At 38.4% G+C, this 24,615-nt stretch carries 25 protein-coding genes; 7 read left to right on the plus strand and 18 right to left on the minus strand.

The features are described 5' to 3' along the window. The first annotated feature begins 4 nt into the window (after window positions 1-4). The gene (locus LCX93_RS11860) at window positions 5-910 is read left to right on the plus strand and encodes an A/G-specific adenine glycosylase (RefSeq protein WP_226066462.1); all 906 of its coding nucleotides are present in this window, start codon (window positions 5-7) and stop codon (window positions 908-910) included. On the opposite strand, the gene LCX93_RS11865 is transcribed toward LCX93_RS11860, so the two are convergent. The 8 genes from LCX93_RS11865 to LCX93_RS11900 all read right to left on the minus strand — a co-directional run bounded on the left by LCX93_RS11865 (window position 893) and on the right by LCX93_RS11900 (window position 9,538). Beyond that, complete coding sequence (locus tag LCX93_RS11865) at window positions 893-2,350, minus strand: sensor domain-containing diguanylate cyclase (protein WP_226066463.1); 1,458 nt, start codon at window positions 2,348-2,350, stop codon at window positions 893-895. The genes LCX93_RS11860 and LCX93_RS11865 overlap by 18 nt on opposite strands. 75 nt (window positions 2,351-2,425) lie before the next feature. Continuing rightward, complete coding sequence (locus LCX93_RS11870; protein ID WP_226066464.1) at window positions 2,426-2,764, minus strand: hypothetical protein; 339 nt, start codon at window positions 2,762-2,764, stop codon at window positions 2,426-2,428. A gap of 100 nt (window positions 2,765-2,864) precedes the next feature. Beyond that, a complete protein-coding gene (locus LCX93_RS11875; RefSeq protein WP_226066465.1) occupies window positions 2,865-3,371 on the minus strand; it encodes an NADH-quinone oxidoreductase subunit B family protein in 507 nt (168 codons plus the stop codon). Continuing rightward, window positions 3,368-4,735 carry a hydrogenase large subunit gene (locus tag LCX93_RS11880; protein ID WP_226066466.1) on the minus strand — a complete coding sequence of 456 codons (1,368 nt, stop codon included), beginning with the start codon at window positions 4,733-4,735 and terminating at the stop codon, window positions 3,368-3,370. Before LCX93_RS11880 ends, LCX93_RS11875 begins: the two co-directional genes overlap by 4 nt. Continuing rightward, window positions 4,732-6,147, minus strand: a complete 1,416-nt coding sequence (locus LCX93_RS11885) for a proton-conducting transporter transmembrane domain-containing protein (protein WP_226066467.1) — start codon at window positions 6,145-6,147, stop codon at window positions 4,732-4,734. Before LCX93_RS11885 ends, LCX93_RS11880 begins: the two co-directional genes overlap by 4 nt. Beyond that, window positions 6,144-6,737 (minus strand): hydrogenase, encoded by a 594-nt coding sequence (locus LCX93_RS11890; protein ID WP_226066468.1) that lies wholly within the window; start codon window positions 6,735-6,737, stop codon window positions 6,144-6,146. Before LCX93_RS11890 ends, LCX93_RS11885 begins: the two co-directional genes overlap by 4 nt. Continuing rightward, window positions 6,738-7,658, minus strand: coding sequence for a respiratory chain complex I subunit 1 family protein (locus LCX93_RS11895; protein ID WP_226066469.1), 921 nt, complete (start codon window positions 7,656-7,658; stop codon window positions 6,738-6,740). Then, on the minus strand, window positions 7,655-9,538 hold the full coding sequence (locus tag LCX93_RS11900) for a proton-conducting transporter transmembrane domain-containing protein (RefSeq protein ID WP_226066470.1): 1,884 nt from the start codon (window positions 9,536-9,538) through the stop codon (window positions 7,655-7,657). Before LCX93_RS11900 ends, LCX93_RS11895 begins: the two co-directional genes overlap by 4 nt. 183 nt (window positions 9,539-9,721) lie before the next feature. On the opposite strand from LCX93_RS11900, the gene LCX93_RS11905 reads away from it, so the two are divergent. Continuing rightward, entirely contained in the window at window positions 9,722-10,900 is a 1,179-nt protein-coding gene (locus LCX93_RS11905) for a TolC family protein (RefSeq protein WP_226066471.1), read from the plus strand. Continuing rightward, window positions 10,897-11,895 (plus strand): efflux RND transporter periplasmic adaptor subunit, encoded by a 999-nt coding sequence (locus LCX93_RS11910; protein WP_226066472.1) that lies wholly within the window; start codon window positions 10,897-10,899, stop codon window positions 11,893-11,895. The genes LCX93_RS11905 and LCX93_RS11910 overlap by 4 nt, the downstream gene beginning before the upstream one ends. Here the strand turns inward: LCX93_RS11910 and LCX93_RS11915 are convergent. Next, a complete protein-coding gene (locus LCX93_RS11915; protein ID WP_226066473.1) occupies window positions 11,892-13,166 on the minus strand; it encodes an MFS transporter in 1,275 nt (424 codons plus the stop codon). The two genes, LCX93_RS11910 and LCX93_RS11915, sit on opposite strands and share 4 nt — an antisense overlap. A 113-nt stretch (window positions 13,167-13,279) precedes the next feature. On the opposite strand from LCX93_RS11915, the gene LCX93_RS11920 reads away from it, so the two are divergent. Continuing rightward, window positions 13,280-16,402 (plus strand): efflux RND transporter permease subunit, encoded by a 3,123-nt coding sequence (locus LCX93_RS11920; RefSeq protein ID WP_226066474.1) that lies wholly within the window; start codon window positions 13,280-13,282, stop codon window positions 16,400-16,402. 12 nt (window positions 16,403-16,414) lie between these two features. Here the strand turns inward: LCX93_RS11920 and LCX93_RS11925 are convergent, their stop codons facing one another. The 3 genes from LCX93_RS11925 to LCX93_RS11935 form a co-directional block, all read right to left on the minus strand. Then, window positions 16,415-16,933 carry a ferritin-like domain-containing protein gene (locus LCX93_RS11925; protein WP_226066475.1) on the minus strand — a complete coding sequence of 173 codons (519 nt, stop codon included), beginning with the start codon at window positions 16,931-16,933 and terminating at the stop codon, window positions 16,415-16,417. Window positions 16,934-17,000: 67 nt separating this feature from the next. Further along, window positions 17,001-18,116, minus strand: coding sequence for a sensor histidine kinase (locus tag LCX93_RS11930; protein ID WP_226066476.1), 1,116 nt, complete (start codon window positions 18,114-18,116; stop codon window positions 17,001-17,003). Further along, on the minus strand, window positions 18,109-18,756 hold the full coding sequence (locus LCX93_RS11935; RefSeq protein WP_226066477.1) for a response regulator transcription factor: 648 nt from the start codon (window positions 18,754-18,756) through the stop codon (window positions 18,109-18,111). Before LCX93_RS11935 ends, LCX93_RS11930 begins: the two co-directional genes overlap by 8 nt. 155 nt (window positions 18,757-18,911) lie before the next feature. Between LCX93_RS11935 and LCX93_RS11940 the strand changes: the two genes are divergently transcribed. Next, window positions 18,912-19,208: a phospholipase D-like domain-containing protein gene (locus LCX93_RS11940; protein ID WP_226066478.1), complete on the plus strand. Its 297-nt coding sequence runs from the start codon at window positions 18,912-18,914 to the stop codon at window positions 19,206-19,208. A 188-nt stretch (window positions 19,209-19,396) separates the two neighbouring features. Beyond that, the gene (locus LCX93_RS11945) at window positions 19,397-19,630 is read left to right on the plus strand and encodes a helix-turn-helix domain-containing protein (protein WP_226066479.1); all 234 of its coding nucleotides are present in this window, start codon (window positions 19,397-19,399) and stop codon (window positions 19,628-19,630) included. Window positions 19,631-19,715: 85 nt separating this feature from the next. On the opposite strand, the gene LCX93_RS11950 is transcribed toward LCX93_RS11945, so the two are convergent. The 6 genes from LCX93_RS11950 to LCX93_RS11975 form a co-directional block, all read right to left on the minus strand. Beyond that, window positions 19,716-20,000 (minus strand): type II toxin-antitoxin system RelE family toxin, encoded by a 285-nt coding sequence (locus LCX93_RS11950; protein WP_226066480.1) that lies wholly within the window; start codon window positions 19,998-20,000, stop codon window positions 19,716-19,718. Beyond that, window positions 19,987-20,244, minus strand: a complete 258-nt coding sequence (locus LCX93_RS11955; RefSeq protein ID WP_226066481.1) for a type II toxin-antitoxin system prevent-host-death family antitoxin — start codon at window positions 20,242-20,244, stop codon at window positions 19,987-19,989. Before LCX93_RS11955 ends, LCX93_RS11950 begins: the two co-directional genes overlap by 14 nt. 47 nt (window positions 20,245-20,291) lie before the next feature. Then, window positions 20,292-20,774 (minus strand): putative iron-sulfur cluster-binding metallochaperone, encoded by a 483-nt coding sequence (locus LCX93_RS11960; RefSeq protein ID WP_226066482.1) that lies wholly within the window; start codon window positions 20,772-20,774, stop codon window positions 20,292-20,294. A gap of 10 nt (window positions 20,775-20,784) precedes the next feature. Beyond that, on the minus strand, window positions 20,785-22,071 hold the full coding sequence (locus LCX93_RS11965; RefSeq protein ID WP_226066483.1) for a Glu/Leu/Phe/Val family dehydrogenase: 1,287 nt from the start codon (window positions 22,069-22,071) through the stop codon (window positions 20,785-20,787). Window positions 22,072-22,084: 13 nt separating this feature from the next. Beyond that, the gene (merA, locus tag LCX93_RS11970) at window positions 22,085-23,542 is read right to left on the minus strand and encodes a mercury(II) reductase (protein ID WP_226066484.1); all 1,458 of its coding nucleotides are present in this window, start codon (window positions 23,540-23,542) and stop codon (window positions 22,085-22,087) included. Window positions 23,543-23,755: 213 nt separating this feature from the next. Beyond that, window positions 23,756-24,103 carry an ArsR/SmtB family transcription factor gene (locus LCX93_RS11975; RefSeq protein WP_226066485.1) on the minus strand — a complete coding sequence of 116 codons (348 nt, stop codon included), beginning with the start codon at window positions 24,101-24,103 and terminating at the stop codon, window positions 23,756-23,758. A gap of 124 nt (window positions 24,104-24,227) precedes the next feature. On the opposite strand from LCX93_RS11975, the gene LCX93_RS11980 reads away from it, so the two are divergent. After that, window positions 24,228-24,614, plus strand: a complete 387-nt coding sequence (locus tag LCX93_RS11980; protein ID WP_226066486.1) for a FixH family protein — start codon at window positions 24,228-24,230, stop codon at window positions 24,612-24,614. The last annotated feature ends 1 nt before the right edge of the window (window position 24,615 follow it).

Raw genomic sequence — 24,615 nt, forward strand, 5'->3', positions numbered from 1 at the left:
ACTTTTGGCATGGTATGAAAAAGCAGGCAGGCATGAACTTCCCTGGCGAAATACACAGGACATTTACCGTGTATATCTCAGCGAAATCATGCTCCAACAAACACAGGTCAACCGTGTACGGGATGAATACTATCCCCGGTTTTTGGAGAAATTTCCCACACTGCAAAGCCTGGCAAATGCGTCACTTGATGATGTTTTAGCAGCCTGGAGCGGATTGGGCTACTATTCGCGTGCAAGAAATCTTCATAAAACAGCCCGTCTTACACAGAAATTTCTGCCGACAGACTACAAAGAGCTGCTCTCTCTGCCCGGCATAGGGCAGTACACTGCAAGTGCCGTTTGCAGTTTCGGCTGCAATCAGAGTATCCCTGTTGTCGATACAAACATAGCAAGAGTGCTCAAGCGTTATTTTGCCCTTTTACATGTAAAGGATAAAACCGTTTGGGAATATGCCCAAAAACTGCTTAATCACAAAGACTCCAGAAGCCATAACCTTGCACTGATGGATCTTGGTTCCATGATTTGCCTGCCAAAAAATCCAAAATGTAACGAATGTCCGATGCAAAGCGGATGCCAGGGCAAAGAAGACCCGCAGATTTATACACAGACCAAGAAAAAAGAGTATGAATCACTCGAACTTTTTTACGGTATTTGCATACAAAACGAAAAAATAGCACTTACCCCGGCTACAGGAAACATGTACAAAGGCATGCTTGAACTTCCCACCGTCGACCCGATAGAAGAAGATTTTTTAGGCAGTTTCAAACACTCCTATACAAAATACCGCTTACATGTAAAGCTTTATCATCTAGACTCTTTTGAAAATGCCGTTTGGGTAGAAAAAGAGGCCTTACATGTAACACCCGTTTCCTCTTTGACAAAAAAAGCGCTCTCAACAATTTTCAAATAGAACAACTTTGTTTCTTCCGCTCTCTTTCGCTTTATAGAGGGCATTGTCCGCACTTTTATAAATATGTTTCACTTCACCCTTACCTGCATCAAAGAGATAACATACGCCTATAGATATGGTAAGCACTCCATACTTTTCATTGTAAAGATGCTCAATTTTCAGGTTTTGCACCTCTTTGCATATATTTTGCAGGTGCCTAAAGGCTTCCTCTTTTGTATAGGCACTGCAGACAAAACCAAACTCTTCTCCGCCCAAACGGAAAAAAAACTCATTGGCACGCTGTGTCAGTTCTGTGATTTTTGCAGTAATTTTCTGCAGAGCTTCATCGCCTGCATCATGTCCGTAGTTATCATTGTAGAGTTTAAAATTGTCCACATCCATAATCGCAAAACAAAAACTCTCATGGGTTCTTTTTGCTCTGTTTAGCTCTTGTGGAAACACTACATTAAAGTAACGCCTGTTGTAAATATTTGTCAGTGCGTCCTGCATGGACAAATCTTCAAATTTATGCCGAATATTATATATTTCTGTTATATCATTTAATGTCACCATCATGTGCATTTTATTCTCTTCATATATCTTTTTGGCATATACAGAAAAGTAGTACTCTTGTTCCAGGTAACAGATTTTCATGATTGGCTCTTCCTCGCCCAGAACATCTTCCACCCATTGCATTTTTGTACTGTTGATGGTATCGCCATGACATGATGCACAAAAAAAGTCACAAATACATTCATGCTCTCTTTTAAACTCTTCCAAAGAAGCGTACTCTTTGAAAAATTTAAAAAATGCTTCATTGGCCCGGGTAATGCTGTTGCCGGTTGTAATAATGATGATATTGGGACTCTTCTCAAAAAGGGTCTCCAGATAAATCTCTTTTTTGGCATGTTCTTTTTCGAGCAGTTTTGTCTGTTGGAGGACTTTGAGTTCAAGCGTATTGCTTAGCTTTTCATAACTGCTGCTCTTTTTTTGTAAAAACCTAATGAGAAAAAGAAGAACAAATGTAAAAACAGTAAATAAAAAACTTACTGCAAAAAATTTGATCCAGACACTTTGTATCTTCTCTACATAAAAAGAGGCATCCATATCCATGGCAATGTCCTTATAAACATAGTAGAGCCTTTTTTTTTCGCTCTCAAGCCTGTAGATAGGTTTTTTTGAAAGCTTTGGAGTCATTGTATAGTAAAAATCGTTTTTTTGGTATTGTTTCAAGAGAGTTTGCACAAGCAGTTTGGGATCAACTTTTTTAAAGGTATCACCTTCTTTTACATAAAAAGTTCCAATCTCTGCAGGAAGACTACGGATATTTTCTATCTCTTCATAATGTTCCCGTGCATCTTTGAGTAAATTGTCAGTATAGTTTTTTTGTGCCTCTACAGCTATCATGTAGAAGTATGCTTCTATAAAAATCCATACAAGCAAAATGGTAATCCCAATCATAAAAAATTTATTTTTTGAGTTCTTCATACAAATAGCTTATAGCAAACAAACTAAAATCTATGTTAAGGCATAAAATTAGCTCTCTTGTATTTCGATATCAGAAGCGACAATATACAAAGGTGCATTGTGTACATGCAGCATAGTACTCCCACTTCCCAGTGCAAAGCCATAGAGGTTATTTTCTTTGATAAGTGTTATCCCAAACCCCATATCCAAAAAGGAAAGCACATGGTTTTCCAAAATTCTTGAAGCATTGATACCGCTAAAAGTGATGGTAACAGTGTGAATATCCTCCCCCTCGTCATCCTGCACCACAAGTGTCACAATTTTTGTATCGGGCAATTGTTGTATTGAACGCAGCTGTTCATACTTAAAGTGGTTGTATTTTTCTAGTAACTCTTCTATTTCTTTCATTTTTTCCCCTTTTTATTAAACCAAGATTATACAATAAAAGGCTTTTTCACCGCTTCGTTGGCTGAGTTAGAGTGCTAACATAAAGAAAAAAAAGCAAAATTTATATTTTTTTTAAAAATTCCAGGAAACCTTGCATAATTTCTCTCGGATTCGGCGGGCATCCTGCAATGTGATGCGTAACATTAAGGTGCTGCTCGGCCGGTGCTTTTATGGCATAGTTTTTTTCAAAAGGGGCTTGCATTATCGGGCAGTCGCCCATTGTGATGACCCATTTTGGTGCGGGAATCTGCGCATATGCTTCTAAAACATGCGGCTGCATATTAAACGTCACAAGACCACTCAGTAACATTACATCGGCATGACGAGGACTCGCTACAAAGTAAATTCCCAAACGCTCCAAATCATAGTAAGGATTTGCAAGCGCATTGCACTCCGCTTCACAGGCATTACAACTGCCGCTGTCCACCATTCTTATAGCCAGACTTCCTGCAAACTTTTTTTTCACCTGCCCTTTTATCTCTTTTTGAATCTTTTTTATATCTTCTTCAAACTCCAGATTTTCCGTCAATATCCCAAGTTTTACTCTTTTGTTCCAAAACTTCATCATAAATCATTTCCTGCATAACTTAAATCACAGCTTTTATTTATAAGCGGAAAATCAGCAATAATATCACTGCGCATCATTACATGTAACGCCTGCCAATTCACAAAACTGGGGTCTCTGACAAAAAACCGCTCAATCACCCCCTCTTTTATATCTATCGCCATAAACAGCTCGCCGATGGAACTCTCGGCAAAACTATAATACTCTCCGTCATAAAGTTGCCCTAAGGCCAAAGAACTTTCATCTTCTTCTAAAAAATTGTGCATCATCACAATAGAATTTTTCACTTCCTGCAAACGAATTTTAAACCTTGCTCCAACATCACCACTCACTTCACTTGCCATAACAAAGCCATGGTCCAAGTAGAATTTATTTATTCTTCTGTCTTGTGTAAGACCTGAAGCACGTGCTACAACGCCGACGGTAGAGTATTTCGCAGCTTTTTTTAGACTCAAAATTCCGGTTGTATCAAACCTGTCCCAAAGAGAGGGAATATCTATAATCCAGTCTTCAAAAAATTCTATACTATGCTGCAAATCATTCAGCCACTCACTCAATGTAGCCGTATCTATAAACCTGTTGGTAAAATCTATAGCACCAAAACCAAAACGATGCCCTGTGAGTTCTTTCATTTTTCGTCTTGCATCTTCGGCGAGTTTTGAACCAAAGGCAAGTGCGGCACCAAAACCCGCATCATTGGGAATAAAGCCTAAATCTGTCAGATGATGAATAATTCGCTCTAACTCCAACAAGAGCGCATGGCGTTTTTGTAGCGCAAGAGGCAGCTCTTTGCTTGTAGCTTGTAACATAATGTCACGCCAGCATATCTGATATGCAATACTTTCATTGCCGCTGATTCTCTCTATAATCAGTTTTGCTTCATCAAGGGTTTTTCCCTCAAGCATCTTCTCAATGCCGCGGTTTTTATAAAAATGGCGTACTTCAAGATGTAGCATATCCTCCCCTGCCTGAGAAAACTGAAAATGTCCCGGTTCTATAATTCCTGCATGTATAGGTCCGACCGCCACCTGAAAAACACCGTCACCGCTTATAGTTTCATATTTATAAGGAAGATACTCTGCATATTCCAGTGTATCTTTATTGAAATCTTTTCTCAAAGGATGGACATTTTTTGGAAATCGTTCGTGATGCACAAGCGGGCGTTTGTCAAAAGCATCTTCTATGATGATGCCAAAATCATCATGCATTTTTCGCTCAAACCATATAGCTGTCGGATACCGTTTTGCCAAGGTTGTAAGCCTGGGATTTTCTTTGGAAATAGACTCTTTTTTTATTTCATCTTCATAGACCGTAATTATTTCAAAATCATTTTCCAATTCTTTTGCATATCGCGCGATAAGTCTCATGATATACTCCTTAAAAAACCAAGTGTTGATGGCAGTAACAAAGCACTCAAAGAGAGTGCAAAAATCACAAGTGCAAAAAGTTCACTGACATATACTGTTTTTTCTTCCTCTTTGCCCTCATATTTCATAGCTTGATAGATGGCCACAAAACGATAAAATATAATTGATAAAAGCACAAGTAAAAAAAGGATTGCACCTATCATAGCCAGCATATGGTGACTTTGCTTTGCGGTATGTATCATGGCACCAAAACCATACAATTCACTGAAAAACATCGGGCTTGGCGGCAAGGAAATAATGGCTAACAAAAAGAGCGAAACCAAAAACCAGAAGAGTGCTCCTTTTTTGCCTTTGTAGCCTCGAAGCGCTCCTGCAATTTTATACTTTCCGTTTGATTCAAGCACACCCGTAGAGAGAAAAAGTGCCGGTTTTAAAAAGGCATGTGCGCCAAAATGAAGTAAAGCTGCAAAAGGAGCGCCACTGACCCAAAACATTACGATTAAAGCCATATGCTCAATCCCTGAGAGTGAGAAAAGACGCATAAAATCTTTTGCACGAAAAATGAGAAAAGCGACGATAAAAATTGTTAAAATCGTATAAATAAATACAAAAATAAAAAGATGGTCATAATTGACCTGCATAGCAATTTTGGAAAAACGAAAAAATCCAATAATAACAGCTGACTCTAATATACCGCTAAAGAGTGCCGCAACAGGGTAAAAAGAGGCTCTTTCAATATTTGCCAGCCACAAGTTCATAGGGAAAAACCCCATTTTCACAAACATTCCAACCGTTGTAATGGCAAAACCTATTTCAAAAAGAAACGGTGAGGGAATCTCTTTGGCATGTTGTAAAAGCAGGTCAAACTGCATCGCATCTTCACCTAAAATAGGCTTTGCACTTGCATACATTAAGATAATACCAAAGAGTATAAGTGAAACGGCAATGGCACCCACTATCATATAATTCCATGCCTCTTTGTGTGCTGCAGGTGTATAGTTTGTCTTAATCATATACACAGTAGAGAGCGTTGCAAGCTCAAGCCCTATCCAGTAGATTCCCATATGATTTGCAAGAATGGAAAAGATAAGTCCTACCCAAAAAATTGCAAAAAATCTGTAAAATTTTCTATAGGCTTTTGGGGAGACTTTTACATGTTTATCAAGTGTTAAAAGTGCCAAAGTCACGCCGATACCGACAATAGAAGAGACTAAAAGCACATAGGTATCAAGCTTATCTGCTACAAGATAGTTACTTAAAATATTGTAGGGTTTTGGAAGCAAAAAGAGCTTCACAATCGGAAGCAAAATAACAAAAGAAGTAAACGCAAGCAAATATTTGCTCTTGCTGTTTTTAGAAAAGCTCACTCCAAACATAATAAGCGCAGGGAGTAGTAAAAAAGCCAACATCATACTTGCATCTCCTCTTTGTGAAACAGTAAATTGATAACGACGATAGCCATTAACAAATCAAAAAATATACCAAGTTCTACAAGCATAGGCATACCGTTTGTCGCACTGATACCCAATAAAAAAAGTGAATTTTCCATACTTAAAAAGCCTATAATCTTAGGCGCGACATTTTTGTGTTCCATCATCAAAAGAAGCGAAAGAAACAACGAAGAAATACTCACAGCAACATAGTTTGCATTTGTATGTATCATATGTGTAATCGGCTCTGAGAGATAAAAGGTAAAAACCAAAATGGCAGGAACGAGCATAATCGCATGTTGTACTTTTATCTCCGGTGTGATTTGACGGACAAAATGAAATTTTTGAGAAAGGTTTTTCAAAACATAGGGAATGCCTATGCCTTTTACTATAATCGTAATAATTCCCGTAATTATCATAGCATTGTCGTCTAAGCTTTTTCCTATACTAAGTGCTAATATTCCAAGCATGAATGAATTGAGCGAGTACCACAAAAGGAGTCTGTACAATCTTGTTGTAAAGAGTGCAACAATCAAAGAAGCTAAAAAAAGTCCTATAAGAAAATCTGTCATCTATGCTCCTAATACATAAAATGTGATTAAAGATAAAAATGCAAAAACTATGGCAAGACCCAGTAAGTTTGGTATCTTAAACAAGCGTAATTTTGCAGTATTTACCTCTAAAAGAGCAACCAAGGTTGCAATAAAAAAGAGTTTGGCTATAAAAATCAAAATGGCAATCGGTGCAGAAAATTCAAGTCCAAAAGGCATAAACAGTGAAGCGAATAAAGAAGCAAAAATCACAAATTTTATAGATGCCGCTGTCTCTATAATAGCCAAATAAATCCCTGTAAGATCAAGTATCATCGCTTCATGCACCATAGTAAGTTCGAGATGTGTTTCAGGATTGTCTACAGGAATACGTCCATTCTCGGCTATAAGCAGTATAAAAAAGCTGATGCCGGCAAATAAAAAACTTGCCATATGCTCCTTCGGAAAATGTTCTGCCAGATTGACGCCTGCTTGTCCTACACCTAAATTTCCTGCCATTAAAGAGACTGAAAATACCGTCAAAACCATAGCAGGTTCTACAAGTGCCGCAATAAACGCTTCACGAGAGCTGCCCATTCCGCCAAAGGCACTCGCACTGTCAAGTCCCAAGAGCATAAGAAAAAAAGTAGAAAGAGAGATGAGTCCCGTAATGGTAAAAGCATCTACAAAACTCACATAATAACTCCCAGCCACTATTGGCGGTAAAAAGAACATGGTGACAAGCAAAGGGGAAAGCACAAGAAAAGGCGCATACATCGTTATGGCACTTGTCTCTTTTGAAATAATAGTCTCTTTGTACATTAATTTTGCAAAATTTCTATACCCTTGAAATATGGAGACAGGTCTTTTAAAAAGCAGCACCATTTTCGTCGCTTTTATATACGAAAGTAAAACAGGAGCCAGCAATGCCAACAAAACTATGCTAAACAGATACAAAATCATTTTCTATCTCCGATTATTAATATTTTCACAGAAATCATCATGACAATGAACTCCAAGACAAATGTTGCCCAAGAAAATTCATGCGCAAAAACTCGATAACTAAAAAGTACAAGAAGCATGATATTAAATATCATCGCAGAGTACCGTGTCTGTTCAAAATGAGCCAAACGATAGACCCAGTAACTTATAAAATTAACGGCTTTTGCCGTACTTTCATAAAAAACTTTCTCAAAAAGCGGCTTTACATGTACTTCATAATGTGAAGAACTAAATTTCGTTTCATGCCCTGCAATTGTCTGTTTGATAAAATGCTCATTCGGTTTATAGAGCCAGTTAAAAAAACGTCGAATCGGTCCCGCAAATCCTGTAGCGGTATACTGGGTTTTTGAGGATGTTTTATAGCCACATGCCCAGGTATGATGAACCCTTGTTTTTACACCAAAAACTTTATAAGCAAGCATCATAAGTGCCGTAACGCCAAGTAAAGAGAACAAAAGAATAAGAGGTGAGACGATACCGCCGTTGATGCCGACAGAGTGCATATTCCAAATGCCATCAGGAAAGATTTTGGCATACACCGAAGCACGCCCTAATCCAACAAGGGCTTTATCAAACCAGCCTATATAAAATGGTGTAAAAAGCATTAAAGAAAGTACAATTCCTGCCATCAAAATCATGCCGCTTTTCATCAGAAAATTTACTTCATGGGCATGTTTGGCATTGGTGCTGCGATGCAGACCCAAAAATGTTATGCCATAGGCTTTGACAAAACAGGCAATCGCCAAACCGCCTGTCATGGCAAGTGCAAAAATAGCAAAAGGGATGGCAAGTTTGAGTGAAACATTGTCTATATGACTTGAGCCAAGCATCGACTGAAAAATCATCCATTCACTTAAAAAACCATTACTCGGAGGCAAAGCAGAAATGGAAATGGCTGCGATTAAAAAGGTAAGTGCTGTCACAGGCATAGCTTTTATAAGCCCGCCGTATTTTTCCATATTTTTTGTATGCGTTTGATGCAGGACTGCTCCTGCACCCATAAATAACAGAGATTTAAAACTCATATGATTAAAGGTATGAAAGAGTGCTGCGATAAACGCAAAGGTGCTCAATACATGCAAACCTAAACTATCAAAAATCATCCCCATCCCAAAACCGATGAGAATTATCCCAATGTTTTCAATGGAGTGATTTGCTAAAAGCGCTTTAATATCATGTTCACTCAGCGCATACAAAACACCTATCAAAGAAGAAAGCGCGCCCAAAGTCAAAATAGTTATTCCCCATTCCAAAGGCCAAGGGTACAGTACATCAAATAAAAACCGAAACATTCCGTATATGGCTACTTTTAACATGACACCACTCATAAGCGCTGAAACAGGACTAGGTGCGGCAGGATGGGCATACGGTAACCATACATGTAACGGCACGGCACCTGCCTTACTTAAAAAACCTAAGAGTAAAAAGAAAAAGAGCATGGTAGGGTAGGCAAAATGTGAGGCAATAAGCTTCATATCTACAAAACCTATGTCAAGGTTGCCGTCGGAGACGATAAGAAAGAAAAGGAGTAAAAAAACAAAACCGAAATGTGTCATTATAAAGTAAAATCGTGCAGCTTTTATGGTACTGTTGTCTTTTACTTCTGTGAGTATCAACTGCCATGAGGTCAAACTCATCAACTCCCAAAAAAACAAAAAGACTAAAGCATTTGCACTCACGACAACACCAAGCATAGAGAATATAAAAGCAAAGTAATGCAGTTGATAGTGCATTTTTCGTTCTATATGAGGCAAATAGCCGGCAGAATAAAAAAGATTCGGTATTGCACCAAGTAAAATCAGCGCAACAAAAACAAGCGAAAGGGTATCAAAGAGAAACATTTTTTTAACAACTCCAGAAAAAAATTCTAATGGAGGGCTGTTGATATGAAAGAAAGGCAGTCCTGAATTATTTGATGAAATTATACTTCTAAAATGTTTAATTTATGTTTAGACACTTAATCACAAACACTACACATTAGCATGTTATACTTTCCTAAATCAAAAAAAACAGAGGAATAGTTTATGAAAACAGTGATACTGGGTATTTTTTTACTTTGTACTGGGGCACAGGCAATCAGTTTAGCCGAAATTATTGATACCGCTTTGGCAAAAAAACCATCATTAGAATCCATCAATGAAAGAATTGAGGCAAACAAGTACAATATAGCAGTTTCAAATCAATTTGAAAACCCCCAACTGCTCATAACAAAAAACACATTAAACTCCTCACAGGCGATGAGCCAGTCTGTGGTCACACTGAAACAAAAAATTCCTTTTTACAACAAACGCGACACAAATAAAAAAATCGCAGAAGCTGAAGATGCAGTTTTGCAGGAAAAATTAAATGCGGCAAAAACAAAACTGGTTGAAAAAATAAAAAGTGAAGCCTATGCCATCTGGAAACTAAACGAACTATACAAAATTATTGATGACTATGTCACCTTGACAAAACAAAATATTGATTTATACGAATCTTATACCAGTATTGATGAAAATCAGCATATGGGTATTATGAAAGCAGAACTTTCACTCTCGGATCTGCAAATTCAAAAAAGTGTTTTACGCGAAAAAATCAGTTCTGCCTATGCCCGACTCTCTTATTTGGCTGCTTTTAAAATAGAGCATTTGGATATCACTATAAAAATGGGAGCAAAACCGAACTTGACGCAACTGCAAAAATCTTTAGGTGAAAATCCGGATATCAAAATAAAAGAGAAAGAAGTTCTCAAACAAAATGCAAAATTGCAAATGGCAGACCTCAACAACTATCCGGACATCAATCTCATCGCAGGCTATGCCCTGAGAGAAAATTTCAACAACTATTTTAATTTTGGTTTCGGTTTGAGTCTTCCTATATACGGTACCGAGGATTACAAAGAAGAAGAGGCCCGCGCTCTTGTTTTATCCATTGCAAGCCAAAAAGCAGATACTCAGATATCTGTCAATGCCGAGCTTGAAGCCTATTATGCGCAAATGCTCTCTTCTTATGAAGTTTATCATATTATTCAAGATGAAGCACTGCCGCAGGTTGCCCATATGTTTGAGCTCTCAAGCTCCTCCATATCCATTGGAGCGGATCTGTTTAAATATATAGATGTTTTGTTTCAAAAACTTGATTTGGAACAAAAAAGCATCAAAGCGGTAGCAAATTACAATCTGGCAAAAGCCAAAATAGCACAACTTAAAGGAGAATTACAGTGAAAAATTTAAAATACATATTGCTTTTGTTGCCATTGATCGTCTTGGCTAAAGAGCCTTCAGTAGAACAGCTTTTTTCGGTTCAAACTGTCAAAGTACAAAAGGTAAAAACAAGCCACAGCAAAAAAAACTATGGTTTTGTCAAGGCGAATGAGGCAAGAGTCTATGAAGTCAGCCCCCGTTTTGGAGGATTTGTCGAAAAACTTTATGCCGATAAAATCTATAAATATGTAAAAAAAGGAGAACCACTGGCCCTTGTCTACTCTCCTGAAGTCTACAAAGCAAAAGAAGATTATGTCAACTCTTACAACTATACAAGAAACAGACCAAACAAAGGCATGCTCAAAAGTGCAAAGCTCAAACTTGCTCTGCTTGAAGTCGCACCAAATGAAATTTCAGAGCTTGTCAAAAAGAGAAAAGTATCACCAAATACAACTATCTATGCTCCGCACAGCGGGTATCTTTTTGTAAAAAATGTCAATGAGGGTTCGGCATTTAATGCAAAAAAGAATCTTTTTGAAATCGTCAACCTTGATGATGTCTGGGTAGAGGTACAGGTGTTTGAAGATGATGTCAAATGGCTCAAGCATGCCGATGATTTTCGTGTCAGTTTTAAAACAACTGACAAAACATATGAAACACATTCAAAGTTTTTGTATCCTGACCTCAGTCCAAAAGAGGCGACACTCACTATGCGACTCACACTCACAAACACAGACCATACACTCTTTCCCGGAATGTATGCAAATGTTATTTCAAGAGACAAGCCCAAAGAGTACCTGACACTTCCACAAAGTGCGGTCATTTTAAAAGACGGCAAATATTATGTCTTTGTTGTCGGAGAATTTGAAGGCGAATATGAACCGATGCAAATAGATGTCAAACCGCTCAATAATGAAACATACATCATAACAAGCGGACTCAACGCAGGTGATGAAGTTGTGAACAATGCCCTCTTTATGATGGACAGTGACGCACAGATAAACGGACTTTATTAGTCTAGTGCTTCACGCACCTCCTGTGCCACTTTTTTCTCATCAACAAAGAAGAGCAAAAGTGCGCCGAGGACAAACAAAACAGCAACCGAGGCAATAGCAAATCTTGAGTTATGACTGAAAAGTGCAACAAATGCAACCAAAAGCGGTCCTAAAATAACCGCAAATTTTCCAAGTAAATCATAAAAGCCAAAAAATTCAGCCGCATATTTTTGCGGTATCATCTTCGCGTAATAAGAACGGCTCAGTGCCTGAATACCGCCTTGCACCAGCGCAATGAGCAGAGCCAGTATGTAAAACTCATACACATCTTCCATCATTGCGGCATAAATAATAATACCGATATAGACGCTGATACAAAGATAAATAACTTTTTTTGTACTCCAGATATCGGCAAGTTTTGCGACTATAAGTGTGGCCGGGAAACCGACAAACTGTACAATAAGCAGCGCCATAATAAGCTTGCTGCTGTCAAACCCAAGTGCCATACCATAATCAACCGCCATACGAATAATAGTGTCCACCCCGTCAATATAGAGCCAGTAAGCCACCAGAAAAAGAAAAAGCCCTTTGAGACTTGTAACTCTTTGCAATGTTTTTTTCAGCCGTAAATACCCTTGGACAAGTAAAATATTTTTTTGCTCTTTATACTCTTTTTTCTCCTCTACAAATAACAAAAGAGGAAGAGAAAAGACGGCCCACCAAAGTGCCACACTGACAAAAGAAGCCTGAATTGCCGTTGCCTTATCAGTAAAACCGAAAAATGAAGGTTCCTCCACCATAAATACATTCAAGGCAAATAGGATTCCTCCTCCGAGATACCCAAGAGCAAATCCGAGGCCGGAGACATAATCCACATTTTTATCATCGCTCACAGAAGGAAGCAGCCCATCATAAAAAATGTTTGCACCCATAAAACCAATGTTTCCAAGCGTATAAATCAAGGCCGCCATTTGCCAGTTTCCCTGTTCTACAAGGGCAAGTGATGCACTCATCAGGATGCCCAAAAAGGCAAAAAGAAACAAAAAACGCTTTTTTAATGAACCTGCATCAGCCATAGCTCCAAGCAAAGGGGCGAGAAGAACAACCACAAAGCTGGAAATCGAATTTGCAAATCCGAGCTGTGCCGTACTCACCGTTACATCCGTTCCAACACTGTAATAAGACTTAAAAAAAATAGGGAAAAAACCCGCCATAACCGTAGTCGCATAGGCTGAATTTGCCCAATCATACAAAGCCCAGGCATAGATAGATTTTTTATTATTGTTTTTCATACCTTAATTCTATAAGAAAATATATTAAACCATAATTTTGTCCCATCCTATTTCTCACAAACTCTACACACAACGCTGCTATAATTTGGCAAAACTAAATAAATGGACAGATTATGATAGAAAAACTCATCGCTTTTAGTATAAAAAACAAATTTATTATCCTTCTTGCGGCTTTTGCTCTTGTTGGTGCCTCTATTTGGAGTATGAAAAACACGCCCTTGGATGCTTTGCCTGACTTATCGCCTCCACAAGTAATCGTACAGATTGACTGGGCGGGACAGTCTCCTGAGATTGTCGAAGACCAGGGAACCTATCCGCTTGTTGCACAGTTTTTGGCCATTGCAAACATAGACACGGTTCGCGGCTATTCTACCTATGAAAACGGTCTTATTTACATCATTTTCAAAGAAGGCACAGACCTCTACTGGGCACGGAGTCGCGTCTTGGAACAACTGGCAAGCATACAGTCGCAACTTCCAAAAAACATGAACGTATCCCTCGGACCCGATGCAAGCGGCGTGGGCTGGGTGTATGAATACGCACTCAAATCAAAAACTAAAAATCTTGCCGAGTTGCGTACTCTTCAGGACTACTATTACAAATATGCACTTATGGGTGTTGACGGAGTGAGTGAAGTGGCAAGTATCGGCGGCTTTATACCTACTTTTCAAGTCACCGTAAACAATGACAATCTGGTTCGCTACAACCTCAGTATTCAAGATATCAAGAGAGTACTGGCAAAGAACAACAATGATACAGGCGGACGTATCGTCATTAAAAACGGTTATGAGTGGATGGTACAGGCAAAAGGCTACATCAAGAACCTTGATGATATCAGAAATCTTGTCGTCACTACAAAAGCAGGAACACCTGTCAAACTCGGAGATATTGCAAGAGTAGAACTCACACCTGCATCGCGTCGCGGTCTGGCAGACTTAAACGGTGAGGGCGAAGTGGTCGGCGGTATTGTCATGGCACGTTACGGTGAAGATGTCTACACGATGATCAAGCGAGTTCAAGAAAAAATGAAAGAGCTTAAAGTGGATGATGTGGACGTTGTCACCGTTTATGACCGCTCAGGGCTTATTGACAAAGCGGTAAACACTTTAAAAGATACACTCATTGAAGAGAGTATTATTGTTGTCATCATCATCGGGCTTTTTTTGATGCACTTTCGATCTTCACTTATCGTCATTATAGTACTGCCTCTGACCGTCGGTTTTACCTTTTTACTGATGAAGATTTTTGGTATCGGCTCAAACATTATGTCACTCGGCGGTATTGCCATCGCCATCGGTGCAATGGTGGATGCCTCCATCGTTATGATAGAAAATGCCCATAAAATGTTACACAAATTTGAGCATAAAGAGGGAAGAATACCAACAGAAAAAGAGCGTGTTGCCATCATACTGAAATCTTCACAGCTTGTCGGACGTCCGATATTTTTCGCACTGGCGCTCATTGTCGTTTCGTTTTTGCCTATTTTTGCACTCACCGGACAGGAGGGACTGTTATTTACCCCGCTTGCTTTTACAAAAACCTTTGCAATGGCTGCAGGCGCACTGCTGAGTATCACTTTGGTTCCTGCTCTTATGATATTTTTTGTCAAAGGAAGAATCCTGCCAGAGAGTAAAAATCCGCTCAACAGATTTTTTATCTGGCTCTATCGTCCCATTATTGTCTATGGACTCAAAATAAAATATCTTGTCATTGTTTTGGTTTTACTCTCTCTTGGTTACATGTATCCGCTCTATAAGAGTCTCAAATGGGAATTTATGCCGATGCTTAATGAGCAGACATTTATGTATATGCCTGTCACCCCTTATGGTATCAGTATAGACCAGACAAAGCAGCTTTTGCAAAAAACAGACAAAATCATCAAATCTTTTCCGGAAGTAGAAAATGTTTTTGGAAAAGCCGGGCGTGCAGGTACGGCAACCGATCCGGCACCGCTTGGCATGCTTGAGACTATCATCACCCTCAAGCCAAAATCCGAATGGCCAAAAGGAATGACCTATGACAAACTCAGAGAAGATATGGAAGCTGCCCTGCAGGTTCCAGGACTGACAAACTCATGGACCTATCCGATTCGCGGTCGTATTGACATGCTCCTTAGCGGTATACGGACACCAATCGGTATCAAACTCTATGGAATGGATGCACAGGGTCTGCAAAAATTTGGAAAACAGATAGAAGAGCAACTGCGTCAATATGACAAAACCCTCTCTGTCTTTGCAGATCAGGCAAGTGCAGGATATTATATAGATATTATTCCCGATGAAGAAAAACTGGCGCGTTACAATATGACAAAAGAGACACTCTTGGAATACACTGCCTTTGCCATAGGAGGGATGAGGGTTTCAACAATGTACAAAGGTCTTGAACGCTATCCTATCGCACTGCGTCTTGAGGACAATGAAAGAAGAAGTCTTGAATCCATAAGAAACATACAAGTCAAAACAAAACTCGGCTTTGTTCCACTTGGGAGCTTGGCAAAAGTAGCCTACAGACAAAGTGCTTCGGTTATAAAAAGTGAAATGGCAGCACCGGTTACTTTCATTTATATTACGCCAAAAGAGGGTATCAGTGCGACAGAGTATAAAAAAGGAGCTCAAAAATTTATTGATAAGATTAAATTTGATCCTGGATACTATATAGAGTGGGCAGGACAGTCAGAATATCTTGATTCGGCTATGAAACGTATCATCTGGATTGTTCCGGCTGTTCTTGTTGTCATATTTTTACTCATCTATATGGCTCTTAAAAAACCCGGACCAACAATTATTGTCTTTTTTACTCTGCCTTTTGCCCTTTTAGGCGGACTGATTTATATTGATATACTTAATTTTGCTATGAGTATAGCTGTTATTGTCGGATTTTTAGCACTCCTTGGAGTCGCCGCCGAGACAGCCATTGTCATGATTATTTACCTGCAGGAAGCAGTAGATGAATATAAAGAAAAATACAAAAAAGAGTTTGGAATCAAAGAACTCAATGCAGCAATTTACGAAGGGGCAGTACAAAGGGTACGTCCAAAACTTATGACAGTATTTGCAATTTTAGCGGGGCTTACCCCTATTATGTACACGCACGGAGTCGGCAGTGAAGTGATGCAGCGTATTGCAGCACCTATGCTTGGCGGTGTTGTCAGTTCCGCTGTTTTAAGTCTTGTCATCATTCCAATCTTGTTTGAAATTTATGCAAAACGGCAGCTTGATAAAAAAGAGGATATTTAAACCTCTTTTTATCTACAGTTGGCCCATCGTACTTTTTATATTTTCTACAAATTCCGTAATATCATCATGCAAATCCTGTAAATCTGCTTCATGTTCTACCTCATCGGCCAATATTTGAGAGACGATATCATAAGTGACAATATCTTTATCTTTGACAGTTTCAGCCAAAGACGAATACGTACTGATAGCACACTGCTCACCTTTTATAGAGTCTTCAAGAATAGCAACGACATCAAAGTTTTTTGGTTCCTCATACCCGCAGTTTGTGTGTGTGAACCACTCTTTCGGATTCAAAAGCGGTGTGCCGCCAAGCTGTATGATTCTGTCGGCAACCATATTGGCATGTCGGAGTTCATCGTTTGCATGCTGTGTCAGTTCGGCAAATGCAGCATCTTTCATAATGCCTTTAATCACTTTTGCTTCGATAAAATACTGATAATATGCCAGCCATTCATCTGCATAGGCTCTGTTGAGCAACTTCACCACTGTTTCAGGCTCTATACCTTTAATAATTGAATTTCCTCGTGTCATAATATTCTTCTCCTCTGATTTGAATTACCTCAAGTATAAGGCAATTCTTCTTAAAAGAAAATTATTATTATTTAAATAAAAGTGTGAATCGTGTTCCTTTTCCAAGTTGGGATTTAACATTGACTGTAATACCGTATGCATTACATATTTGTTTCACAATGCTCAGACCTACACCGAATCCGCCTGCTATGTCTGACTCACGTTTATACATTTCAAAAATTGCATCAAGTTTTTTTTGCGCTATACCGACACCTTCATCTTCTATAACAAAGGCATTCTTATCAAGTTTTATGATTATTTTTGTTTGGGGAAGAGAGTATTTGATGGCATTTGAGAGCAGATTTGAAAACAGCAGTTCTGCCCGTGAGGGAATTATATGGAAATAACACTCTTCAAGCTGACTCTCTATTTGTATATTTTTTGCATTTGTAAGTTCACTGTAGTAACCGATAGTCTGCTCCAAAATATTTTTAAGATTCACATCCTCTGCTTCTTGCTGTTTTTGATTAAAATTTAGAAATGTCAGTGACTTATAAATACTCTCAAGCTGTTTTGTACTTATAGAGATATTCGTCAGTATTTTTTTATCATAAACTTTTTTCTTGATTGCCCGACTCGCACTCATTTTCAAAGCGGTTATAGGAGTGTTTAACTCATGCGAGACATCCTGAATGAAGCTCTCTATCTGCTCCATTCTCTGATGCACAGGTTTCATAAACAGTTTGGCCAGTATGACAGAGATGAGGACAATAAAGAAAAAGCCCACGCTCATAACCAAAAGAACATTTTTTTGCAGCTCCTGGAGCTGTTTGAAATACTCTTTTGTTCTGACAAGGACATATTCAATATTGAGATGTTCCTGCGGTGCGTCTGAAACCAGAACCTTATAGCCGTTTTTTTCATAATACCCTGTTTTAAAACCCGCAGCTTCATTTGTACCAATCAAACGGTATTCATACCCTTTTTCATTTGGAAGCTGCAGTGTTGTCCCTTTCATCTGCGCATTAATTATGAGTCCTGAAAGTTTGTCGGCGATATGGTTGAGCTTATAATAGGTTGCACTCTCCAAAGAATTTTTCTGTGCACTGTAGTACCAGTATCCTGAAAGCAAAACAAACAAAAAGGAAGAAATAAGATAGAGCGTTACAAAAGAGTAAAAAGACTTTTTTTCCAACTCATTCAAACTTATACCCTTCTCCCCGGATATTGACAATGTGCTCTTTGCCGATGTATTTTCGTAAATTTTTCACAATGGTGCGAATAGCATCATCGCTCGGCATATCTTCATACTCCCAAAAGTTTTGCAGCAATTCGTCAGAACTGACAACACGATGCCTGTTTTTATAAAAGTAATGCAGACAGTCACTCTCTTTATGTGTCAGTTTGATTGTTTTGTCGGCAATTTTCAGTGTATGTGTTTTTGTGTCAAATATGATCTGCTCATCAAGTTTCACCAGACTCTCCAGCCCAAAATGCCTCTTAATGTTTTCTATACGCTGTGCCAGCTCTTCCAAATCAAACGGCTTTTTTATAAAATCGTTCGCCCCTGATTCAAAGGCAGATTTGAGATACTTTGTATCGTGAAAAGCGGTAATGAAAATCGTCGGTGTTTCATCATGAAAATCCCGCAGTTCCCGCAAAAGAGAGATGCCGTCTCCGTCAGGAACATTAATATCAAAAATATACAAATCAAATTTTTCATTCTCTGAGAGTGTGAGTGCTTTTTTCATACTGTAGGTCTGTACAACCTCGTACTCATCTTCCAAAAAATCAACCAAAATATTTGCCAGTGCCGTGTCGTCTTCAAGGAGTAATATTTTCATAAGAGTATTGTAGCATAAGATATAAGTTCCTATAGGAATAAGTAGTGTGTAAATAATGTCAAATCATAAATAATAATAAAATTTTTATAAATATTTTCTATATTTTCAACAAATTTAAATTAAAATGTTACTAGCTTTTTTGTAAGGATACTTGCTTGCTTCAAGAACAACACTTTTTAGAAGAGTACAGAACTGGCACTAATAATTTTGTAAAAGATTTTTACCAAAAAGCTTTTCAAGCATCTGTAGAGTATTGGCGTGCTGTTGGATATTTTAGGAGTTCTTCACTCGAAGCATTTGGTGCTACACTCCAAAACTTTCTCCAAGAAGGTGGAAAAATCAAACTTATCACATCTATAGAGCTAACAGAAGATGATGCCAATGCCATCGAAAATGGTCTTCAAACTAAAAAAGATGAAAGAGAGTCTATCAAAATTAATTTGATTTTTTAAGGTTTATGTTTAAAAAGTAACTTTGAACTCATTTACTTTAGTGCCAATTTTAGCAGTTCGTTTGACAAACACTTCTGATTTTAGTCTCTAGCATTTATATACTTTACCTCTTTTCTTTGTAATAAAATTATACTTTTATTAACATAACATAAAAATAATTTTATTACTATTATTCCTATAGGAAGTTTATGAAAAATATAGCTATTGAAGTCGAACGTCTTCATAAAAGAATCGGTAAAAATGTCAAAAAATTGCGTGAAGGCAAAAAGTTAACACAATTAGATTTAGCTTTAGCAATTGGCCAAAAATCTACTACAATCATCTCACAGGCAGAACTTGGTACAAATAAGCATTTTAATATTGAACAATTATACAAAATATCAAAAGTTTTAGGATGTGATATAACTGATTTCTTTAATTAAGCAGATACTACTTAGTGAATCTAATTTTCCATGTATAATAAAAAATTATATAAATTTAAAAAGTATACTTTTCATTAATGATATTCTATTTCAAAAAATCTCGTAACAGTTCATAAAAGTTTTCTCTCTTACCAATTTTTAATACTATTACAATGATTTCGACATCTTTTACTTCATAGGCTAGTCGATATCCTGAATTTCGAAGTTTTATCTTGTAAACATTATCAAAACCACTTAACTTTGCACTTGGAACTTTTGGATTTTGTAAACGCTGTTTGAGCTTTTTGTGCAATTGCAATTGAATAGAATGGTCTAATTTGTCCCACTCTTTTTTTGCATTTTTTGTAAATTGCAGCCTATATAAGCTCATCTATATCAACCTCTACGAGTTCATCCTTGCTATAGTTCAATGCTTCTTTTACCTCTTTTTCCAAATAATGCTCATCGAGAATGTCCATTATTTTTTCATAGTAACTGCTGGGCACAAGATAAGCACTTGGTGTATTATGATTCAAAATTGCGATAGGCTCATTACCAGCCTCATCCAGCAGTTTTGTAGGTGATTTTTTCAACTCGGTAATGCTCGCTGTATAATTTGCTAAAATCTGTTTCATAAAAAATCCTTTAATAGATACTTTTTTCAGTACTGATTATAGCATATTTAACCTAAAAGCTCCAACTCCTTAATAGCCTTTGAGACATCCCCCAAACAGCAACCTCCACTTGGATTCAACACTTCGCAAGAACAACCGGGATTTTCCATCTTTGCTTTGATGTCTTCAAGTGCTGTTGTTTTACCTGTTGCTTCAAGTTCCGCTTTGATTTTCTCTTTACTCCACTCAAAGCAGTAGCATACAGTAGCAGGTTTTGCCCCCTCTTTAAGTCCGACAACCACACGCATATCTTTTTGTGTCAGTATCTCATCCCCTCGAAAATAGACGACTTTACATGTAGTTGTCTTACAGTAGTAAAAGCCGTCAAAGTAGGAAAGTTTTGATTTTGCCTCATCCTTTAAGAGATGCCGCACTGTTTTTCCAAGCACCCCTTTTGCTTTTTCTCCACACTCCGGACATGCTGCTTTGCCTTTTGGCTGTGGTGTGCAACAACCTTGTTCTTCTTTTGTAACACTAAAACTATATAACATTATATTTTCCTTATAAATTTTGGAAATACTCTTTTGTACCTCTGTTTTGAATCGCACCTGAAATTCTTTCAAGCCCTTCAATGTAAGCGGCACTGCGCAGTGTCACTTTTTTTTCTTCTGCTGTATTAAAAATGATTCCTGCCTGTTTTTGCAAAAGATATTTGAGTTTTTCATTCACTTCTTCCTCTTCCCAGTAGTACCCCGCCCTGTTTTGCACCCATTCAAAATAGCTCACAGTAACCCCTCCTGCATTTGCAAGTACATCGGGAATCACAACAGCATTGTTCTTTTGCAGAATTTCATCTGCCTGTGAAGTAATCGGACCGTTTGCAATCTCTAAAATAAGTTTTGCCTGTATTTTTACGGCATTGTCTTTTGTAATTTGATTTTCCATTGCGGCAAGCACCAATACATCAACATCCAACGCTAAGAGTTCTTCATTTGTCATGACCTCATTTTCTGCCTCTTCACAGATAGACACATCACAGTAAAGCATGGCTTTAAGCTCGTTATGCTTTTTACGATGAAACATTATCTTTTTCGGGTCTAGTCCGTCTTTGGAGTAGATGGCACCCTTGGAGTCAGAAAGCGCCATAACTTTGCATCCTGCTTCTTGTGCAAGTCTGGCAAAATGATACCCTGCATTTCCAAAACCCTGTACTGCTATACGCATTCCCTGCAGTTTTTTCGTATTTCGCTTCAACCAGCACTCAAGGACGTAAAGAGCACCTTGACCCGTAGCTGCTTCTCGACCTTTTGAACCGCCAAGATACACAGGCTTTCCGGTGATAACACCGGGGAGCTGCTCGCGCATTATTAGATTATACTCGTCTGCCATCCAGCCCATAATTGTTGCATTGGTGTACATATCTGGAGCGGGAATATCTCTCTTAGGCCCTATAATATCGGCAATAGCACGAATATAACCGCGGCTTAGTCTCTCCAATTCAAGTTTTGAGAGCATTTTTGCATCTACTGCAACACCACCTTTTGCGCCCCCAAAAGGAAGGCCTGCAACGGCACATTTTACCGTCATCCAAAAAGCAAGAGAAGTAACTTCATCTATACAGACATCGGGATGAAAACGAATACCTCCTTTATAAGGGCCTCTTGTATCGTCATACTGCACGCGATACCCAGTAAACACTTTCAAACTTCCATCATCCATTCTGACGGGGATGTTTACTGTGAGATTAAGTTTAGGCTGTGCCAAGCGAATCGCGATATCCTCAGGCAGGCTGAGTAGAGGCAAAACTTTATCTAATCTACTTTTTGCATCATCAAACAGATTTCTCATGATATTTTCCTTTTTATGTTGCACAGCAACTTAATTCTTTCACGTTCTTATCAAACGTAACAGCCGCAAGTTTAATGCCCTCTCCAAGCGTTAAATAGGGATGAAGCATCTCTTTTAAATCACTTACTTTGATACCGTATTTCATGGCAACGGAAATTTCCATAAGCAGTTCAGAACCCTCGGCAGCTACAATACGGGCACCGATTAAGGTGTCATCCGCTGTGTTTCGTAAAAGTTTAATCATGCCTCGTGTATCTTTAGCGGCAATGGCACGGGGTACATAGCTCAGAGGCAGTGTTGCCACCTCAAAATCTATGCCTTTTTCTTTTGCCTGTTTTTCATCCAAACCAACACCAGCCACTTGAGGATCGGTAAAAATGACCCACGGCAATACAGAAAAATCAAGTTTTTGCTGCGAAGAAGCAAACATATTGGCAACTGCCGTTTTAGCTTCATACGCAGCCGTATACACAAACATATGTTCTCCCGTTACATCGCCTGCTGCATATATTGTCGAAATATTTGTCTGCCCAAAATCATTCACTTTCACAGCACCGTTTACATGTAACGCTAACCCCAAAGATTCTAAGTTCATATTTTGTGTATTGGCAACCCGTCCTGTGGCAACAACTATTTTTTCGGCTTCTATCTCTAAAGTTTCATCGCCCACTACTGTTTTAACAATGACACCACCATTCTTTTGATGCACATTCTGTATGACATTCCCTGTAATAATTTCTATGCCCTCATCTTGCAAATAGCCGCTAAGCATATCTGTAATATCCGGACTCTCATGAGAAAGTATGCGCTCTGAGCGTTGTAAAACCGTTACTTTTGAGCCAAACCTTGCAAACATTTGCGCCATTTCCAAGGCAATGTAGCTCCCTCCGAGAATTATCATAGATGCAGGCAGAGATTCTAAGGCAAAAGCCTCCTCATTTGTCAGGTAATCCACTTCACTTAAACCGTCAATATCTGCTATCATAGGACGCGCACCTGTAGCTATTAACATATGACTTCCCTCTATAATTCGTCCGTTTACTTTCACGGCTGTTGGAGAAACCAAAGAAGCCTGCCCCTCAATAAACTCAAAATTTTCCATATCTTTGATGATATTTATATACTTTTGCTCACGCAAATCTAAAACAAGCTTTGTTTTCTCTTCTATCAGAGTTTTAAAATCAGTAAGCCGGGCAGATGATGTGATGCCTCCAAATGGATTATTATTTGTCTTATAAAGTGTCTGGGCTGCCCGAATGAGATTTTTTGAAGGAACGCAGCCGACATTGACACATGTCCCACCGATTGGCAATCCATCATTAATCATCGTTACTTTAACACCATGTTCTTTTGCCTCAATAGTCGCCACAAATGCAGCAGAACCGCCACCTATAATAATAAGATGTTTTTCAATAGTAAGTGCACAATGTTCACAGGTCATGCCCTCTATTTGTAGTTCATACGTTTGCATAGTAAACTCCTTTATTTTGTTCCACACTTTCCACTACCACATTTTGCAACTGACTTTTTGTGTTGTATTACTTGAATATCACCTGCTTTATGTGTTCCGCTTTCATGATAGTATTTATATCTGTCTTTGTTTTATCATAAGTCACAACTGCCTGTTTTTTTGGTGTTGAGGCTTCTGCAGAGAGAACACCATTTACTTCATAGCTGCCATGATTTATCCTTTTATGAGACGTTCAAGTCTCTCTTCTTGTCTAGGGTTAATAAAGTAAAAAATTGTCATTCCTTCGCGTTTGTTGAGCAGCAGTCCGCCATCTTTAAGCTTTCGTAAATGCTGAGAGATTGGAGACTGCTTCATTGCCAAAATATCTGCCAAATCACAAACACACATGCGTTCAAACTCCAAAAAGAGGCGTATAATTTTCAACCGTACATCATTTCCAAGCAGAGAAAAAATCTTTGCCTGTATCAACAGTTCTCCTTCATTTTTCTCTAAGCATGCTTTTGCATCTTCTATTAAAGTACTGTCAACACTGATTCTGCAACAACTGTTTTCATCTTTCATTTTCTGTTCCTTAAACAGTACATTAGCATATTCTAATATACTTGTCAATTTAAATTGCTTTTCTACACAAACACACCACAAAAAGATTATATACTTCTCCTAACAAAACAAAAAGGAGTTTCTTATGAAAACTTTGGCAAAAATCTTTTTCGCACTTCTCCTCGGTGCAACACTGACTCATGCAGCCGCATTCAGTAAAGATGCAAAATTCAGAACAACAGCGGTACATATCACCGCAGACAAACCGCTTACTACCGGTTCCAACACACTTATCGTCACTATCAAAAAAAACGGCAAGCTTGTAGATGATGCAAAAGTAGCACTCAAAGCCTTTATGCCTGCAATGCCCGGTATGCCTGCTATGAGCTCAAAAGCAAATGCAGAAAACCTCGGTAACGGAAAATACAAAGCAACACTCAACCTTGCAATGAGCGGAACATGGCAGTTGCATATATTTATCACACCAAAAACAGGAAAAAGGTCTCGTGTAAAAACAACACTGAACTTTTAAA

The organism is Sulfurimonas sp. SWIR-19 (genome assembly GCF_020410885.1).
Lineage (GTDB): Bacteria > Campylobacterota > Campylobacteria > Campylobacterales > Sulfurimonadaceae > Sulfurimonas > Sulfurimonas sediminis.

Coding starts and splice junctions, on each gene's coding strand:
- LCX93_RS11865 (WP_226066463.1), bottom strand. CDS start 2,350: ATGATTGGGATTACCATTTTGCTTGTATGGATTTTTATAGAAGCATAC.
- LCX93_RS11870 (WP_226066464.1), bottom strand. CDS start 2,764: ATGAAAGAAATAGAAGAGTTACTAGAAAAATACAACCACTTTAAGTAT.
- LCX93_RS11875 (WP_226066465.1), bottom strand. CDS start 3,371: ATGATGAAGTTTTGGAACAAAAGAGTAAAACTTGGGATATTGACGGAA.
- LCX93_RS11880 (WP_226066466.1), bottom strand. CDS start 4,735: ATGAGACTTATCGCGCGATATGCAAAAGAATTGGAAAATGATTTTGAA.
- LCX93_RS11885 (WP_226066467.1), bottom strand. CDS start 6,147: ATGATGTTGGCTTTTTTACTACTCCCTGCGCTTATTATGTTTGGAGTG.
- LCX93_RS11890 (WP_226066468.1), bottom strand. CDS start 6,737: ATGACAGATTTTCTTATAGGACTTTTTTTAGCTTCTTTGATTGTTGCA.
- LCX93_RS11895 (WP_226066469.1), bottom strand. CDS start 7,658: ATGATTTTGTATCTGTTTAGCATAGTTTTGTTGGCATTGCTGGCTCCT.
- LCX93_RS11900 (WP_226066470.1), bottom strand. CDS start 9,538: ATGTTTCTCTTTGATACCCTTTCGCTTGTTTTTGTTGCGCTGATTTTA.
- LCX93_RS11905 (WP_226066471.1), top strand. CDS start 9,722: ATGAAAACAGTGATACTGGGTATTTTTTTACTTTGTACTGGGGCACAG.
- LCX93_RS11915 (WP_226066473.1), bottom strand. CDS start 13,166: ATGAAAAACAATAATAAAAAATCTATCTATGCCTGGGCTTTGTATGAT.
- LCX93_RS11920 (WP_226066474.1), top strand. CDS start 13,280: ATGATAGAAAAACTCATCGCTTTTAGTATAAAAAACAAATTTATTATC.
- LCX93_RS11925 (WP_226066475.1), bottom strand. CDS start 16,933: ATGACACGAGGAAATTCAATTATTAAAGGTATAGAGCCTGAAACAGTG.
- LCX93_RS11935 (WP_226066477.1), bottom strand. CDS start 18,756: ATGAAAATATTACTCCTTGAAGACGACACGGCACTGGCAAATATTTTG.
- LCX93_RS11945 (WP_226066479.1), top strand. CDS start 19,397: ATGAAAAATATAGCTATTGAAGTCGAACGTCTTCATAAAAGAATCGGT.
- LCX93_RS11950 (WP_226066480.1), bottom strand. CDS start 20,000: ATGAGCTTATATAGGCTGCAATTTACAAAAAATGCAAAAAAAGAGTGG.
- LCX93_RS11955 (WP_226066481.1), bottom strand. CDS start 20,244: ATGAAACAGATTTTAGCAAATTATACAGCGAGCATTACCGAGTTGAAA.
- LCX93_RS11960 (WP_226066482.1), bottom strand. CDS start 20,774: ATGTTATATAGTTTTAGTGTTACAAAAGAAGAACAAGGTTGTTGCACA.
- LCX93_RS11965 (WP_226066483.1), bottom strand. CDS start 22,071: ATGAGAAATCTGTTTGATGATGCAAAAAGTAGATTAGATAAAGTTTTG.
- merA (WP_226066484.1), bottom strand. CDS start 23,542: ATGCAAACGTATGAACTACAAATAGAGGGCATGACCTGTGAACATTGT.
- LCX93_RS11975 (WP_226066485.1), bottom strand. CDS start 24,103: ATGAAAGATGAAAACAGTTGTTGCAGAATCAGTGTTGACAGTACTTTA.
- LCX93_RS11980 (WP_226066486.1), top strand. CDS start 24,228: ATGAAAACTTTGGCAAAAATCTTTTTCGCACTTCTCCTCGGTGCAACA.